The 16,398-nt window shown below is 37.1% G+C and carries 16 protein-coding genes and 1 pseudogene; 10 read left to right on the top strand and 7 right to left on the bottom strand.

Annotated features, from left to right (window positions below; all coding sequences use genetic code 11):
• Positions 1-215 precede the first annotated feature (215 nt).
• From K2F26_RS05075 to K2F26_RS05055, 5 genes are all read left to right on the top strand, one after another.
• On the top strand, positions 216-1,244 hold the full coding sequence (locus tag K2F26_RS05075; RefSeq protein ID WP_220610599.1) for a molybdopterin-dependent oxidoreductase: 1,029 nt from the start codon (positions 216-218) through the stop codon (positions 1,242-1,244).
• The gene (locus K2F26_RS05070; protein ID WP_220610598.1) at positions 1,241-2,704 is read left to right on the top strand and encodes an adenylate/guanylate cyclase domain-containing protein; all 1,464 of its coding nucleotides are present in this window, start codon (positions 1,241-1,243) and stop codon (positions 2,702-2,704) included. Before K2F26_RS05075 ends, K2F26_RS05070 begins: the two co-directional genes overlap by 4 nt.
• A gap of 36 nt (positions 2,705-2,740) precedes the next feature.
• Positions 2,741-2,947, top strand: a complete 207-nt coding sequence (locus K2F26_RS05065; RefSeq protein ID WP_096572855.1) for a hypothetical protein — start codon at positions 2,741-2,743, stop codon at positions 2,945-2,947.
• A gap of 124 nt (positions 2,948-3,071) precedes the next feature.
• Positions 3,072-4,100 carry a phosphoribosylformylglycinamidine cyclo-ligase gene (gene purM, locus K2F26_RS05060; protein ID WP_220610597.1) on the top strand — a complete coding sequence of 343 codons (1,029 nt, stop codon included), beginning with the start codon at positions 3,072-3,074 and terminating at the stop codon, positions 4,098-4,100.
• Between the two features lie 342 nt (positions 4,101-4,442).
• Entirely contained in the window at positions 4,443-5,129 is a 687-nt protein-coding gene (locus tag K2F26_RS05055; protein WP_220610596.1) for a PHP domain-containing protein, read from the top strand.
• 104 nt (positions 5,130-5,233) lie between these two features.
• On the opposite strand, the gene K2F26_RS05050 is transcribed toward K2F26_RS05055, so the two are convergent.
• The 3 genes from K2F26_RS05050 to K2F26_RS05040 form a co-directional block, all read right to left on the bottom strand.
• Positions 5,234-5,485 carry a retroviral-like aspartic protease family protein gene (locus K2F26_RS05050; RefSeq protein WP_367890324.1) on the bottom strand — a complete coding sequence of 84 codons (252 nt, stop codon included), beginning with the start codon at positions 5,483-5,485 and terminating at the stop codon, positions 5,234-5,236.
• A 290-nt stretch (positions 5,486-5,775) separates the two neighbouring features.
• Positions 5,776-6,873, bottom strand: a complete 1,098-nt coding sequence (locus K2F26_RS05045; protein ID WP_246605524.1) for an McrC family protein — start codon at positions 6,871-6,873, stop codon at positions 5,776-5,778.
• 204 nt (positions 6,874-7,077) lie between these two features.
• Positions 7,078-7,467, bottom strand: a complete 390-nt coding sequence (locus K2F26_RS05040) for a GxxExxY protein (protein WP_220611782.1) — start codon at positions 7,465-7,467, stop codon at positions 7,078-7,080.
• Between the two features lie 291 nt (positions 7,468-7,758).
• Here K2F26_RS05040 and K2F26_RS05035 point away from each other — a divergent pair, with 291 nt between their 5' ends.
• Entirely contained in the window at positions 7,759-8,649 is an 891-nt protein-coding gene (locus K2F26_RS05035) for a DUF5895 domain-containing protein (protein ID WP_220610594.1), read from the top strand.
• A gap of 99 nt (positions 8,650-8,748) precedes the next feature.
• On the opposite strand, the gene mltA is transcribed toward K2F26_RS05035, so the two are convergent.
• From mltA to ybiA, 4 genes are all read right to left on the bottom strand, one after another.
• Complete coding sequence (gene mltA, locus K2F26_RS05030) at positions 8,749-9,999, bottom strand: murein transglycosylase A (RefSeq protein ID WP_194056007.1); 1,251 nt, start codon at positions 9,997-9,999, stop codon at positions 8,749-8,751.
• Positions 9,999-10,247 carry a hypothetical protein gene (locus K2F26_RS05025; RefSeq protein WP_220610593.1) on the bottom strand — a complete coding sequence of 83 codons (249 nt, stop codon included), beginning with the start codon at positions 10,245-10,247 and terminating at the stop codon, positions 9,999-10,001. The genes mltA and K2F26_RS05025 overlap by 1 nt, the downstream gene beginning before the upstream one ends.
• A gap of 257 nt (positions 10,248-10,504) precedes the next feature.
• Positions 10,505-11,275, bottom strand: coding sequence for a hypothetical protein (locus K2F26_RS05020; protein ID WP_220610592.1), 771 nt, complete (start codon positions 11,273-11,275; stop codon positions 10,505-10,507).
• A 998-nt stretch (positions 11,276-12,273) separates the two neighbouring features.
• Positions 12,274-12,747, bottom strand: coding sequence for a riboflavin biosynthesis intermediates N-glycosidase (gene ybiA, locus K2F26_RS05015; protein ID WP_194055926.1), 474 nt, complete (start codon positions 12,745-12,747; stop codon positions 12,274-12,276).
• A gap of 239 nt (positions 12,748-12,986) precedes the next feature.
• Between ybiA and K2F26_RS05010 the strand changes: the two are divergent.
• The 4 genes and pseudogenes from K2F26_RS05010 to K2F26_RS04995 form a co-directional block, all read left to right on the top strand.
• Positions 12,987-13,258 (top strand): annotated as a pseudogene (locus tag K2F26_RS05010) (DUF2243 domain-containing protein); the annotation flags it as partial.
• Positions 13,259-13,296: 38 nt separating this feature from the next.
• Positions 13,297-13,905, top strand: a complete 609-nt coding sequence (locus K2F26_RS05005; RefSeq protein WP_220610591.1) for a DUF4129 domain-containing protein — start codon at positions 13,297-13,299, stop codon at positions 13,903-13,905.
• A gap of 86 nt (positions 13,906-13,991) precedes the next feature.
• Positions 13,992-15,104 carry a DUF4350 domain-containing protein gene (locus tag K2F26_RS05000; RefSeq protein ID WP_220610590.1) on the top strand — a complete coding sequence of 371 codons (1,113 nt, stop codon included), beginning with the start codon at positions 13,992-13,994 and terminating at the stop codon, positions 15,102-15,104.
• A gap of 102 nt (positions 15,105-15,206) precedes the next feature.
• Positions 15,207-16,157 (top strand): AAA family ATPase, encoded by a 951-nt coding sequence (locus K2F26_RS04995; protein WP_220610589.1) that lies wholly within the window; start codon positions 15,207-15,209, stop codon positions 16,155-16,157.
• Positions 16,158-16,398 lie beyond the last annotated feature (241 nt).

Genomic DNA, 16,398 nt, shown 5'->3' with positions numbered 1-16,398 from the left:
ATTGGTAATGGGTAATTGGTAATGGGTAATTGGTAATGGGTAATTGGTAATGGGTAATGGGTAATGGGTAATTGGTAATGGGTAATTGGTAATGGGTAATTGGTAATTGGTAATGGGTAATTGGTAAATTTATTACTGTCACCTGTCACCTGTTACCTGTCACCTGTTACCTGTCACCTGTCACCTGTAAACCTTCTCAAGTAATAGTTTGGAATGTGGTTATATTGAAAGTCTGGAAAAACTTGGCTTTAGTATCTTTGGGTATAGCTATGGTCTGCTTGGGAGGTTGTACAAAAAGACCGACAGATAATGAATTGGAATTATTGCGTAAAGAAGCCAGCGATCGCAATGCTGAAATTGTGGCACAAAAAGTCAAAAACAACCAGGAAAGGGAATGGAACTTAGTTATACAAGGTCAGACAGCAACAGGGAAAACTGAAACATTAACATGGAAACAGTTACAGGAATTAGCTACAGTAAATATCAACACTGTTGATGCTAATAACATTGTCACCCCCAAAAAGGTATTTAAGTTTACTGGAATAAACGTAAATTCACTATTACAAAAATTTGCCATTCAAAGCGGTGTTACGGAAATTACCTTTGTCTGTTATGACGCTTATCAAGTAACTATCAAAGTAGAAGATTTACTCAAGTACCCAATTATTTTAGCAGTTGCCAAAGATGATCAACCAATTCCTCGTGAGGAAGGAGGACCGGTTTATTTAGTCTTTCCCTACAGTCAGCATCCAGAAATTAGAAACAAGTATAATGAGGGAATGTGGGCATTTTATGTAACCAATGTCATATTTGGTACAGAAAAAGCCAAGGTAACAATAGGCGATCGTCAATTTAATCTAGCAGATTTAGATAAATTACCCCAAGTTACCCTCACCGAAAATGTTGGTTATCGGGTGTGGTGGCCGAGTGGTAAAGTTAAATTACAGGGTGTAAGATTGCGAGATGTTCTCTCTTTAGCTGGTATCAACTTAAACTCTAATAATTCCGTCATCGTGCGTGGTAAACCACCAGTTTACCAGAAAAATTCCCGACCGATAGAATTAGCAACAGAAGATATACTCAAATGCGATATTATTTTAGCTACTAGATGGGGAGAAGAAAAACAACGAATTACGGCAAAAATGGGGGGTCCTGTTACTTTGGCCTTTGGTGATAATTGTTCCAGCAAAACCAAAAATCAACGATGGGTGACTTTTGTAGAAGAGTTAATTCCACAACCATGAAAATATTAACTTTTCGTTCTATTCGCACCCAAATTTTGACTTCTACCACCTTATTAATTTTAGGTTTGGTTGCTGCTATAGTTGCAGTTTGGGCAAAAAGTGAAAGCACTCTTTACCGTCAAGAAAAACTCAATGACGCGAAAATCATATCTAATATTTTAAGCTATACCTATTCTAACGAATTTTCCGAAGAGAATTGGAGTCAGATCCGCTTAAATTTAGATTTATTAATGCGAGAAAACGAAGAAATTGTTTATGTAATGATATCCGATTCATCTGAAGATCATAAAATAGTTGCTGCTTCTCCCAGTGAATTTCAAAACAATTATATTCCTGATATTGTACCTTTAAACATAACAAATAATGTCATCAAAAGCGAACAACATACTAAAATAGCCGAGACATTTCTCCTGCGTGATATTTATTTTGCCAACAAATTGCGGGGAAAGCGGGGAGAAACGATACTGGAAGTAGCTTCAGATATTCGCACCCTATCTGATAGAAAACTCGGTAAATTAAGAATAGGAATATCCTTAAAAAAAGTCAATCGTGCAGTTAATAATGCAGTTAATCAAGCTTTAATAGTAGGTTCTATAGGATTAACCATTGGTTGGATTTGTGCATATATTTTAGCACGCCAGTTAAGTGTTCCCGTGCAGCGTTTACAAATGAGTGTGGCAAAAATTGCCGATGGAGATTTGCAGCATCGAGCAGATATTCATCATCGTGCAGATGAAATTGGTGCGTTAGCAAATTCCGTTAACGAAATGTCAGCCGCATTGCAAATATCATTTAGTAAATTGCAAAAAACATTAGCATCATTTGAGAAATTTGTCCCAAATAAATTTGTTTCTGTGATAGCTCCTGACGGCATAGAAAATATTGAAGTAGGTATGGCTTCAACGCGGAAAATGACAATTTTATTTTGTGATATTCGCGGTTATACTTCTATGTCAGAAGCAATGACACCGATGGAAATTTTCTTATTCTTAAATGACTATTTAGCTTGTATGGGCAAAGCTATAGATGAACTAGGAGGCTTTATTGATAAATATATAGGTGATGCTATTATGGCGCTGTTTGATGATGAAGCTACAGACTCAGCTTTAAAAGCAGCAATTTTGATGCAAGAAGTGTTAGAATTATTTAATTATGATCGTTCTCGAAAAGGTCTACCAATAATTTCTGTTGGTATTGGCATTCATCGTGGTACAGTGGTTATGGGTACTGTGGGCTTTACCTCCCGTATGGATTCTACAGTGATTGGTGATGCTGTGAATGTTGCTTCTAGAATTGAAGGATTAACAAAACAATATAATTGTGATATTTTAGTTACAGAATCTGTAGTTAACAGCTTATCCAAGCCCGAATCATTTAAATTGAAACTGATAGATAAATCTGTTAAAGTTAAAGGTAAAGATGCACCAATAGCGATTTATCAATTGATAATTGATAATTGATAATTGATAATGAAAGATAAAAGAAATTGGGGTTTTATGGATAGTAAAGAATTAGCACAATATTTAGAAGCTACAGATAGTATTTCTAAACCTTGGTTATTAGTACAACTGCGGCTGAAAAAATTACAAGAACGACGAGATACAATATCACCGGAAGCTTATGAGCAAGAATTGGCAGATATTCACCAAGATTTAATGAATTTAGGTGAATGGTGGCGAGGTATTGAAGATCAGGTATTTTGAGGTGATAGGTGATAGGTGACAGTAATAAATTTACCAATTACCAATTACCAATTACCCATTACCAATTACCAATTACCCTATAATAAACTGGGTTGAAAAAAGAATGATCACGGTGTAAACAGTCATGGATTATCGGGATGCAGGTGTTGATGTTGAAGCAGGTAGAGCTTTTGTAGACCAAATTCGCAATTTAGTTCACAGTACCTTCAGATCAGAAGTATTAGGTGGTTTAGGTGGCTTTGGGGGCTGTTTTCAACTGCCTACAGGTTATACAGAACCAGTATTGGTATCTGGTACAGATGGTGTGGGTACAAAGCTGAAAATTGCTCAAATTCTCAACCGCCATGACACTGTAGGTATTGATTTAGTGGCGATGTGTGTTAACGATGTGCTAACATCAGGAGCAGAACCGCTATTTTTTCTCGATTATGTAGCTACTGGTAAGCTGGATAAAGAGCAGTTAACTCAAGTTGTGGCAGGAATAGCTACTGGTTGCAAACTAGCTGGTGCGGCTTTATTGGGCGGAGAAACCGCAGAAATGCCCGGTTTTTACCAAGTGGGTGAATATGACTTAGCGGGTTTTTGTGTGGGGATAGTCGAAAAAAGCAAAATGTTAGATGGTTCTCAAGTGCAAGTTGGGGATGTGGCCATCGGTTTAGCTAGTGCAGGTATTCACAGTAATGGTGTAAGTTTAGTGAGAAAAATTGTCAGTGATGGCGGTTTTGCTTGGGATGATACCCCAGAGCTATTAAATGGGCAAACTATCGGTAATGCTTTTCTCACTCCTACCCGCATTTATGTTAAATCTGTATTAGCAGCATTGAAAAACGGGTTAGAAGTTCACGGCATGGCACATATTACTGGTGGGGGTTTACCAGAAAATTTACCCAGATGTCTGGGAACAGGTCAAGCTATTAAAATTAATCCTGGTAGTTGGAATATTCCCCCTGTGTTTCAGTGGTTAGCTCAAGCCGGTTCTGTTGGTGCGGAAGCTATGTATAATACATTTAATATGGGTGTGGGATTTATGCTAATACTGCCCCCCGAACAAGCAGAACAAGCAATTAACCATTTTCAATCACAGGATATTCCTGCTTTTACCATTGGTGAAGTTGTCACTGGTTCTGGTGAATTGATGGGTCTTTTTGCGTAGAGATTCAGCGAAAATTCAAGATAGTTTTGGGCTTGATATCGGAAATATCTCTGATCAGGCCACAATTTATTTACAACCTTGAGATAAAATAATAGCAGTATTTATATAATTTTCCCTAAAAATTTAGCATTTCTTTATATAAGTAATCAAAAATACTCATGACTGTAATGATTGAGATTTGCTAACGTAGTTTTAACAAATCGCAAAAAAATCATTACTGTAGTCTAAAAGGTAGCTTTAAATACTAGCCGAATGTGCTAGTAATTTCTCTGTTCTATTTCTTGTATGTAAGTGTAGCGTGTTGGTTTATTCAGAATCGTATATTTTGGCTCAGAGGGGGTTATGGTTGTAAATTTTGCCCGGACTACTGCTTCCACAGAACTGTTAAAACAAGTCTTCCAAAACCTTGATGCTCAAAGCTGTCCCAGGTTTTTCAACTTTCATTTACACACGGTATTTTCGGATGGTAGATTGCATCCACATATACTGATGGAACAGGCGATCGCCATTGGTTTGAAAGGACTTACAATTACTGATCATCATGCCATTGGTGGGTATCAAGCAGCACGAGAATGGTTAGAAGACTGGAAATGGAATCATCCTGATAACAACATTCCTCACCTGTGGAGTGGTGTAGAAATTAATGCTGGGTTGTTAAATGCAGAAGTTCATATTTTGGCTTATGGTTTTGAAATAGAACATTCCAGCATGAAACCTTATCTGCAAAGAAAAGCTTCTACAGGTATAGATTATCAAGCAGCTAACGTTATTGCAGCGATTCATGACGCTGGTGGACTAGCTGTACTTGCTCATCCTGCACGTTACAAGCGATCGCACTTTGATTTAATTCCTCAAGCTGCTGAATATGGTATTGATGGGGTTGAGACTTTCTACGCTTATAAAAATCCTAACCCTTGGAAACCTTGCTCTGTAGAAACGGAAAAAGTCAAAATGTTAGCAGAAGAATACGGTTTATTTAACACCTGTGGAACTGATACCCACGGCTTAAATATACTGCAACGATTATAAATAGGAGTCAGGAGTCAGGAGTCAGAATAATTTTAGATCCCAGATTTTAGATTATTACCTGTCACCTGTTACCTGTCACCTTTCATCATACAAATTATCCAAGATTATCGAGGATAAAACTCAATTTGATTAGCTAGGATTTTGATATCATATTTTTCAAAGAAATCATGACCTAGTAAACCTATTTGAGCTTTGGGAGCGATCGCAACTTTAGCATTGTTCATCACAGCACCACCCACAGCAATTGCCGATACAGTGCTAGTTTTAAATTCTACTATAGAACCATCGGCAATACTAGCTCTCATAGTTCCCGAAGATTGAAGTTTCAGAGTTTGAGCCATTTTTTCAGTGATCAAAATATCAGAAGCTTTAATTCTAGGATAATCGAAAATTATTGATTATACATACAGCAGAAATTTTGATCTTTACGGAAATAGATCAAAAATCCGCAACTTCTTTGTTAAATTTATGGTGTTGATGAGTCTTTTTGTCTGAATCAGGATATCCAGGATTTAAGGATGTACAGGATTTAGGATGGAGGGGATTATTTTCACAGTATCATAATATAAAATTTTAGAAATTGTAGGTTGGGTTAAGCGACAGCGCAACCCAACACCGAATTTTCAATTATCAACATCTAGACAATTTAATCAAAAAGTTGTTTTAAAAATGCTTTTCCCCCATCTTCTAAATTATCATCAAGAGAAAAAGTAAGACTACGAACTTTAATATTTCCAATATATTGATTAAAAGAGTTATTTAACTCTGTAGGATAAACTAACACTGCTTCAGGACAATGTTTAGAAACTGCATAAGCTACTACTTGGGCTAAATCATCTTTAGACATATTTTCTGGATTTTTATATTTAGTATCGAGAATATATTTAGGAGTTAAAGTTTGAGAATCATAGATAATTAAATCAGTTTGAAAATATATGTTTTTGTCTATGATAATTCTTTCTTGAGTCTTCAGCTTTAAATCTTCTGGTGGTAAATTTTCCCTTAACCATTCTGCAACAAACATTTCATAAAGTTTCGCCATATTTACCAAAAATGGTAAACTTGTATTTTTACCATGTTCGTGACTGGGAATGGAATTATCTAAAAAGAATCTACAAAGTTGATGTAATGTATAATAGTCATTATTCAAACGGTGGTAATTTCGCTCAAGACAATCTTTTGAAGTACAAGGTTGTAAAGATACCATTCCTTGCATAGCGTGGTAAGCTTTTCTAACTATTTGTGATACTTTATCTGAACAGTAACCGCTATGGCCAATATGAAAAAGAGTCCAAAATAAAATTTGATTATCTATAATATCCGCAGTGTGTTCTTGAAATGTACATTGTAATTTTACATCCCAAGGTTTTTTAATGATTTCTCGAACATTCAACCTACCTCGTACATAAGTTAATTTCTCAGTTTTAGGTACATAACTACGATATAAACCTTTACGACAACGTTCTATAATTTTATCTGCTAAACTTTCAGCTAGTTTATTATAAAAATCCTGTACAGAGTCACAACTCATTAAACCATCAAGAAATTTAAAACTTTTTAAATCATAAGCATATTCCAACATTCCAAATAAATTTTTAATAGGTACTTTGGGATTAATTTTTAAAGCAAAATCAGCATTTACAGGAATATAACCTACCCAACCTTTAGCAGTTAATTTCCATTGATGACGAGTTTTGTAACTAGGAAATTCTACATCTACTTGGTTTTTATATTTTTCATACATATAATATAATTCCCCATTCTTCAGAAATATCAGACTTGTTAAAATATTTAGGTTGATATTCGGTAATTTCAATAATTCGTAAATTTGTTGAGTTCATATAGTTAAATGTTGCTTGATATTTATGACTGATACACAAGTTAGTAAAAATAAACCACGAAGACACGAAGAACACGAAGGAAGAAAAGAGAAGAAGAGGAAGAGAAGTTAAGAAGAAAGGATAATTCGCTTAATGCCTTCTTTGAGAATGGGAACATTAAAATTAATCAGAAGACCAAGAGGGCAATTAGTCATTTTTAAATAAGAAATAACCTGCGCTTCATGAATAGGAGATAACTTTTCCACCGCTTTCAATTCAACAATAATTGAATCACCAACCAAAAAATCTAACTCCCCCTCACCCACCGGATGACCTTTATACCTTATCCCTACCAAATGTTTAGACCTATGAGGTATACCACGCAAACGAAACTCAGTAACTAACGCCTCATGATATACCCTCTCCAAAAAACCCGCCCCCAATACCCGATGTACCTCAATAGCAGCACCAATCACAGCATAACCCAACCCCTCCACCTCATCACTAAACCACCTCATCCTTCTTTCTTCTTCTCTTCTTTCCTCTTCCTTCGTGTCTTCGTGGTTCATTCCCTCTGATCCTTCCCTGATACAACACAACAAATTACCCTTAAAATAGACGCTTATCACCCATGATATAAAAATTATACCCACTTACCCCCACTTCACCCCAAACCAACCACCAGCGAACCGAAATTGTTAAAATCTAATTCAGAAAGTGCCACACATCCCAGATGAATGGTACAAAAGATGGTACAAAAGATTGTAGAAAAGATAAACTTGTAAAATAAAACACACGGATATCCTCAAATGGTTAAAGCATCTGCTAATGGTAATCATGCTAAGTTCGACTTTGAAGACGAAAAATTTAACGCCCCACCATCCCAAACCCTCCCTTGGTGTCAAATGATCAGTCCCCGCTATGGTGAGGATGGTTTACAAAGTTATGGTTTAGCCCTTAAACTCGATAACGCTCAAGCTGTTGGTTTTCAACCTGATGATAATTGGCAAGAAATAGAACATGAATTTAGTACGGGAGAAGTAGACACATTTTTTATTACCACTACTCCCAGATTAGTAATTATCCGTCGTGGTCCTTTATCTGTTCAAGACAGAGACACAAAAATTAGATTAGGTACTTTTAAAGATTACAAAGATGATTTTTTAGCTAATAAACTAAAATTTAAAGTTTACACTCGCCATCTGATTTTTTTAGTCGGTGAAGATAAAAAGTTTTTACATCATTCACCTTTACAATTAACTCTCAGTGGTGCAGCGGGCGCAAGTTTTGGTAAGAGTTATTCTGAATATCAACAAGGTAGACTGACTGGCGGTTTTGCCGGAGAATTAGAAAAAGCTTATGCCGGTTTTCAAAAGAAACCATTAACTCCCAAGGGTCCTTTATTTCATGCTCACGGGATTTTTTGCCCGATCATTGAATGTGAAGAAAGAGGTATTGAACCGAATATTGCTTTGGTAGCTTCAACTGTAGATTACAAACATCCCACAGTTTCTAATTTAACAGAATATATGATTGCTTCTGATTCTCCTGAATCGGAAAGAATTTGTAAGGCTTTTGAAGAATATAAAGAATTTGGTAAGGAAGTGATGAAACCAGATGTTTCTAAAGCAGAAATAGCTGGTGTTACCAATTCTTATATTTATGCTGATGATGATGATTTTGCTTATCCACCGTATTAGGTAATGGGTAATGGGTAATGGGTAATGGGTAATGGGTAATGGGTAATAATTTCTTACCAATTACCAATTACCAATTACCAATTACCAATCACCAGTCACCTATTCCCTCAACAATAAATAATACAGTGATCCATTGCCTCCGGTAATTCCAGCGCGATCGCCCGCTAATTTACCAGTACCCATAAAGTAATCTACTCTACCTGGTCCCCTAATTGCGCTACCTGTATCTTGATCTAATACAAACCGATCAACTCTGCGTCTCTCTAACCTACCTCCACCCGCAGGAAAAGGAAACGCATTTTGAATCAATGCTAATGCACCAGGAGGCATGAGAGATTTATCTGTGGCAATGGAACGTTCTGCGGTTACAGGAACGTTAATACTACCTGTTGCTGGCGCACCGTTGGTTTCTTGGAAGAATACAAATCTTTCCCAGCGTGGTAAATAATTATTCATTTCTCTGGGATTTCTGCGGAAATAACTAATTAATTTAGGCATGGTTAAACCGCTTAATGGCAATTTACCATCTTTTGCTAGTTCTCCTCCGATGCTAGTCCAAGGATAATCCGTTCCTCCGGCAAAACCTACAGAAGTTCTCTGTCCATTGGTTAATCTAATTTGGGCAGAACCTTGAATTTGAATCATGTAAGGTTCAAGGCGATCGCGGAACCACAACATTTCTAAACCGCGTAATCTGCCTTTATGTCCTTGTAAACCGTCTTTACCTTCCAATTCTACCCTTTTGGGATGGGGTTTTTTCCATTCTTTAAAATCCGGTGGTACTCTATACATGGGATATCTGTATACAGAAGTTCGCACCCGGCTGGCAGTATACACAGGCTCATAATAGGCAGTAAATTTAACCGTACCCTTGCCATCGTTCCCTGTAGATTGATAAAAAGCAAACTCCCGATGTACAGCCGCTTGTAGTTCTGCTGCTGACTTAGAACTCACTACCAATTGCCGGAAGCGTAATAAACTCCGACGTACCCGATCTAAGGTAATTTCTTTAATCGGGTAATTAGCATATATTTCAGCCGCTCTATTAGTTCCCAGATAACGCAAACTATGATCAATGGAAGTTAACAAAGCTTGGCGATCGCCATTTCTCCCCCACAGTTGCTCATCCCAACCCAAGCATCTTTGAGAATTACAAGCAGTTTCCGGGGAAATAGGTTGCAGTGCTGGTACAACTTCAGGTGTATTCGGTGGTGGAACTGGTACTGGTACTGGTTCTGCTGCTGGTGCTGGTACTGGCAGAGGAATGGTAACTTGAGCTAAAACTGAGCTAACAGGATTTGTACAGGCAATTCCCAGACTCAAGGAAAACAAAGCAAGGGTTTTTCTCATCATCTTTCAATACTAGAGCTAAAAATCGGTTCTACCCGAATCCCTACAATCTTAGACGGGCGTACCACCATATATTCACCTTGAATATTTTTAATCGGTACGTTAATAAAGTCATTAGAAGCAGACTTTGGTACAAGTTCACCACTATACCACTTTTGAAAATCTTGAATAGTGGGAAAGCGCACTTCTTCCCGATGTCCACTTTCTAAAAGCAGGTGAACTGCATATTCGTTTGGAGTTCTAGGCATAAATTCACACCATTTTTAATACATCCAACCTATTGTTAACCACATTACCCCCCAATGAAAAGGGTAAGCATACGGGAGAAGTGCCAGATGTACCAAAATACGGCAACGAACCGTAATTTTACTTTCCCAAAATGACGCTGACTTCCCCCTCAACAGTTCCCGACTTCTCAAAATTAAGATCCCTGATTTCTCACAGAAGTCGGGTATCTGAAATGGGCTGAAAAAATTTAAGAAAACAGTTTTCAAATAAACAGTTGTCAAAAAAATAGTTTAAATCGTGCTAATTGATTTTCCATAGTCACGGTGAGGATTTTATTCAGTTCTGCACCGTCCCTAAATTGTAAAATTTGCTGTGTAGGTAAATCAAAGGGAAATTGTCCTTCTAATTCTGGACGTTGCATTTGTGCTAGTACAATTTGTTCAGAACGTTTATTTTCCATTGCATAACCAATTTCTACACAGACGTTAGGACTAGGAATTAATTGACAAGTTTCTTTCCCATCAATGCTAGTAATAGGTGTGGTATCCGCAATAAATAATAAACTCTTACGGATTTTCCGCATCATGGTACGATTTAACCTTAACGGTGCATGACTGGGACGGGATGATTCTATTAATGTTAGGGGTAGACGAGATTTACCATTTAAAATTTGCAAACTTTCTTGCAGTTGTTCTCTGAGCAAATCACTAGATTTTGCATATTCAGTTTGATAGCACAAAAAAATCGTTGGTTCTAACTGCGCTAACAAACTTTGTTTAGTTAAATAGATTTCATGACTAATTAAGTCAATGTTCGCTACACAATAACCACCACTACCCTCAATATAAAATTCTATATTTTCACCTTCCAAATAGCGCCTAAACCAAGTTGATGCTTTGACTTCATCGCTATCTTCTAAAAAATCCGCACGCAACCCCGATTTTAGCAAGCTTTTTTTACTCAAACGAATATCTGGAGGGCGTTTCTCCAATTCCGTAATCGGTTCATAATCCTGTAGATACCACGCTCTGAGCGCAATAATTGACATAAATCACTATTTAAACTGGCTTTTTCTATTCAATTGTAGTACAAACTTACGCATTGGTGATTGGTGACTCGTGATTGGTGACTGGTAGTAAATTATTACCCATTACCCATTACCCATTACCCATTACCCAAACACAACAACACCCAACATCTACTAGCTTGGTGTTTCCCTCCCCTTGTTTATACTATCCAGGGATGTACTTTCTTTCATCACCTTGATCAACAAGGAATGAAAACCAGTTACATTGCCCCCTGATTCTCACTAATTTGAGGGAATATAAGCTTTCGCGTTGGGTGTTGCGGTGTTTCGACGAGACAGATTGTAATTTAACAGCGTTTTCAACCTCTTACTACTTTCGTTTTCAACTCTAACTTTATCACTAGCTGTTTGATCTGCCAGGGAAGCTTTTTTCTTTAGCTTCAATTATTAAGATATCACCTCAAAAATTATTTGTCTATAGTTTTTCTCTTTTTGCAATTAAACTTTACTTTTATCGGAAAAATGATTTAAGAAAAGTTGAGTAAATAGGTCAATTACATCCAGAAATATTTTATTAGCAAGGGTTTATAGTTTATTACTATTTTATAGTATTCACTCATTTATATTTTAAGTTTTGAAACAAACCTATTTAGGGTTTGCTGAAAAAGTTATCTGTGAGGGGACAGGAGTTCAAGGAGTATGGCTACGCTACGCTTCGCTATCAAGGAGTTTTTTGATTTGGAAATTGTGCCAACACTAACAAAGTACAAGCTTTCTTAGGCTCACAGTACCTAAAACCTTGCACAATTTTAATTTTAATCATCCTCAATCCCTTGATTTATCTAGGTTTTACATTTATTCAGCAAGCCCTATTTACGCAGTGCTGTACTAGCTACTAACCCTCTTTTGGTAGTGTGAAATTTAGATTGGACAAACAAGAGATGCTAACGGCGCACGTAACATTATATTGCGTGCTTTGAGAGATTCCTCCTTTACCGTCAGCAATGATGGTATTGCTATCAAGAATTGGTAATTGCTGTTAACAACATTAACTGACGGATTTGTTCACGCACACTCATGAGGATTTTACCTAGATGATTTTGACCTGTTTTATCTACTCCACAGCCCCAAAAATAATCTGTGGGTGAATTTTCCACCAAAATTTCATCCCCAGTAACTAAAAGCACTTCTCTGATGTCTGCATGAGTGAGAAATTTTTTTAGTACAGCTGCTCGCATCACATTAGTTTTTACCAGATCCCAATCTGAGCGCAGTTTGCGATCGCCACATCGACCTAAAGCAGCCGCTTCTTCAGGGGTAGGTGCAGCATAGATTAAGGGTATAAAAACCTCATCTTCACTACCAGCAAACTTTTGCGCTTGATAATAATGTTCAACTGTTGGCCAGTAAGTACCGTCAATTTCGATAGGGTGGGGAGAAAAGTTAGAAAAACAGCCATAGGGCTGCCAAACTTTGTAAAAGTAAATAGTCATTTGAAAATTTCTCTTTTATAGCAGTCAGCAGTCAGCTATCAGTTATCAGCATTAAAATCCGTTGGCGACCAGGATTTATAATTCAATTTTGTACTTCATTCATTTAGCTGTAATACGCTGTATATTAAATTTTATATTCCTGTTGACTTCCGTGCAGCCGTACTAGCCTTAAGACAGAAGATATCACTCAGACAATAGTTTTATTTTGGTAGCCAAAATAATGAATTTCTGAGGTTCTTATGAAGGCCAAGAGTGAGGCAAGTAACGGCAATACAATACTAATCGCTGCGGGAATTTTCCTGGGTTTAGGATTGGAGGCTTTGTTGATGGCATCTTGCTACATCAAATTCTCCAATGGCATCACATGATCAGTAACGTTCAACCACTTACTACCATCTCAAATATAGATTTAAACATGGTCTGGGATGGTTTATTTCATGCTTTTGACTGGATATTGACTGTGATAGGTATAATTTTACTGTGGCATTGGAGGCAGGAGGCAGGAGGCAGGTGAGAAAATTAACAATTACGAATTACGAATTACGAATTATGAACACTGATGCTTTTGAAAAAACAAACTGGGGTTGGCAGTTTTATTTATTTCAGGAACAAGTAGGAGAATGGTTGGAATACCAATTTTCCCGCTTTCAAAAAACCCTGCCAGAATTACCTCCTGGTTGGTCAATTAGTCCTTGGGTAGCTGAATTACTAAAAATTCTATTTTGGCTGATACTGGGTTTATTTGTCGTTTGGGTAATTTGGCGTTTATGGCAAGAATTTAATCCTTACATTTATGCTTGGCTGGCAAGATTTGATCATGGCTTTATTTCCCAGAATAAAAATCAAGCTAATGAGTTATCTATCAGCTTGTTGTTAACTAAAGCCCAGGAATTTCACCAACAGGGTAACTACCGGGAAGCTTGCCGTTATCTATATTTAGCGATGTTACAGCAATTGCATGAAAAAGCGATCGCACCTCAACAACCTAGCCGCACAGACGGCGAATATCTGCAATTAGTAACTTCTAGTGTAACTCCTGTTCAACCTTATGAAACCTTAATTACCACCCATGAACAATTATGTTTTGGTAATAATGAAATTTTGGCAGAAAATTATCAACAGTGTCGTCAAGCCTATCAAGAACTTTTTAATTCATAATTAGTTATTAGTCATTAGTCATTAGTTATTAGTTATTAGTTATTTTTACCCAGTCACCAGTCACCAGTCCCCAGTCACCTAAAAATATGAAACGCCGTAACCGCATTATTTGGCTAGGTGCGATCGCTCTAGCATCCATAATTTTACTTAGCATAACAGTTGCTCCTAGCAGTAAAATCAATAGTGGTTCTAGTTATAATCGCGCACCTGAAGGTTATGGTGCTTGGTATGCTTTTATGCAATCTCAAGGAACAAATATCCAACGTTGGCAAAAGCCTTTTAGTGATATTGAGGCGCAAACCAACCCTTTAACTTTACTACAGGTGAACAGCACTTTAAGAAACCCAATGTTATATCCACAACAAATTGAATGGGTAAAAAAAGGTAATACCTTAATAATTTTGGGCGTAAAAAAACCACCAACAGCAGCAGAATTTAGCAGCAATCAAAAATCAGCTTTGGGTGATGTTAAGATTGACACTAGCAGAAGATATCAAAAATCTCAGTCAGAACAAGAGTTAGAACAAGTTTTGTTGGGCGATCGCTATGGTGCTGTAGTCTGGGAAGAGAAATATGGCAAAGGCAAAGTCATTTTTGCTACCACTCCCCATTTAGCCGCCAATGCTTATCAAGACGAAGCTAATTTTGTATACTTAGCGGATTTAGTTACCAAAGGTAAACAAAAAATACTTATAGACGAGTATATCCACGGTTACAAAGATTCTGATATTAGAGAGAAAGAACGAGAAGGCGATTTATTAAGTTACTTGGCGAAAACTCCTTTATTTCCAGCATTAGTGCAAGTAGTTTTACTGTTATTAGTGCTAATTTGGTCTGAAAATCGCCGCTTTGGTAAACCCGTAACTTTGGATACACTAGTTATAGATAACAGTCAGGCTTACATACAAGCATTAGCAGGAGTTTTACAAAAAGCAGAATCTAGCGATTTTGTTCTGGAAATGATAGGTAAAGAAGAACAACTGCAACTACAAAAAGTATTAGGATTAGGTCAAATACCTGTAGAAAATGAAGTTTTACTCAAAGTTTGGCAAGATCACACAGGTAAAAATCCAGCAGAACTGGAAGCAGTCTTAAAACTACAAATAAAAAAACACCGTATCAGTGAACAAGACCTGATAAGCTGGTTAGAGAAATGGCAAAGCCTACGGAAAAATCAAAATTCAAAATCTAACATCTAAAAATTAATCTTTAACTCAAGATTTGATAATCTACTGATCTATCAAAAATTCTGACTCCTGACTCCTATTTCTTGATTAGCAACTTACGTTATCCATAAAAATATGAGTGCAACACATCCTGCATTAATTCGCCTTGGACAAGGACTAAACCAAATAATTGTAGGACAATCCCACCTAGTCAAGCAATCGCTAATAGCATTGTTAGCAGGTGGACACATAATTTTAGAAGGAGTACCCGGAACTGGTAAAACACTCCTAGTCAAAGTCTTAGCACAGTTAATTCAAGCAGATTTCCGAAGAATTCAACTCACACCAGATGTTTTACCCTCTGATATTACTGGTACAAATATTTTCGACTTAAATAGTCGCAATTTCTCACTCAAAAAAGGTCCTGTTTTTACAGAAGTTTTACTCGCTGACGAAATTAACCGCACTCCTCCCAAAACTCAAGCTGCACTACTGGAAGCAATGGAAGAAATGCAAGTCACCTTAGATGGTGAAAGCTTACCATTACCAGATTTATTTTGGGTGATTGCAACACAAAACCCCCTGGAATTTGAAGGTACTTATCCCTTACCAGAAGCGCAGTTAGATCGGTTTCTATTCAAACTAGTTGTAGATTACCCAGATCAAGCAGCAGAAAAGCAAATGTTACTAAATCGACAAGCGGGTTTTGCAGCTAGACGCTTAGATATTGCCAAGTTAAAACCAATCACTACAGTAGCTGATATTTTAGAGGCTAGGCAAGCCGTTAAACAAGTTCAGGTATCTGAAGCTATAGTTGATTATCTCTTGGAATTGGTGAGAAAAACCCGTCAATATCCTGATTTAGCTTTAGGTGCATCTCCTCGCGCTGCTGGTGCTTGGTTACAAACATCTCAAGCATCCGCTTGGTTAGCGGGTAGAGATTTTGTCACACCTGATGATATCAAAGCTGTTGCTTCCCCACTGTTGCGTCATCGTTTACTTTTAAAACCAGAAGCAATGCTGGATGGTTTACAAATAGATGCGGTAATAGCTGCCATCATTAATCAAGTTCCAGTTCCCAGATAATCAGCAAATTGCTGTTTTTACCAGGAGCATCCCAATTTTGAAAAGATAACCGCAGCAACACGAAAACATCTCTTAAACTCTCTTACCTTTGTGTCCTTTGCGTCCTTTGCGGTTCAATCATATCAGGACTTTGGATCATTTTTCCGTTAGATAAAAATAAATTTACACATTGGGGATGCTACCGTTTTTATCTGCCATTAATTTAGGGTTTACAAATTAGACTTTACAAATTAGACTTTAC

The organism is Sphaerospermopsis torques-reginae ITEP-024, from assembly GCF_019598945.1.
GTDB lineage: Bacteria > Cyanobacteriota > Cyanobacteriia > Cyanobacteriales > Nostocaceae > Sphaerospermopsis.
The sequence above is the reverse complement of the archived record's forward strand: the minus strand, read 5'-3'. Positions and strand labels throughout refer to the sequence as shown.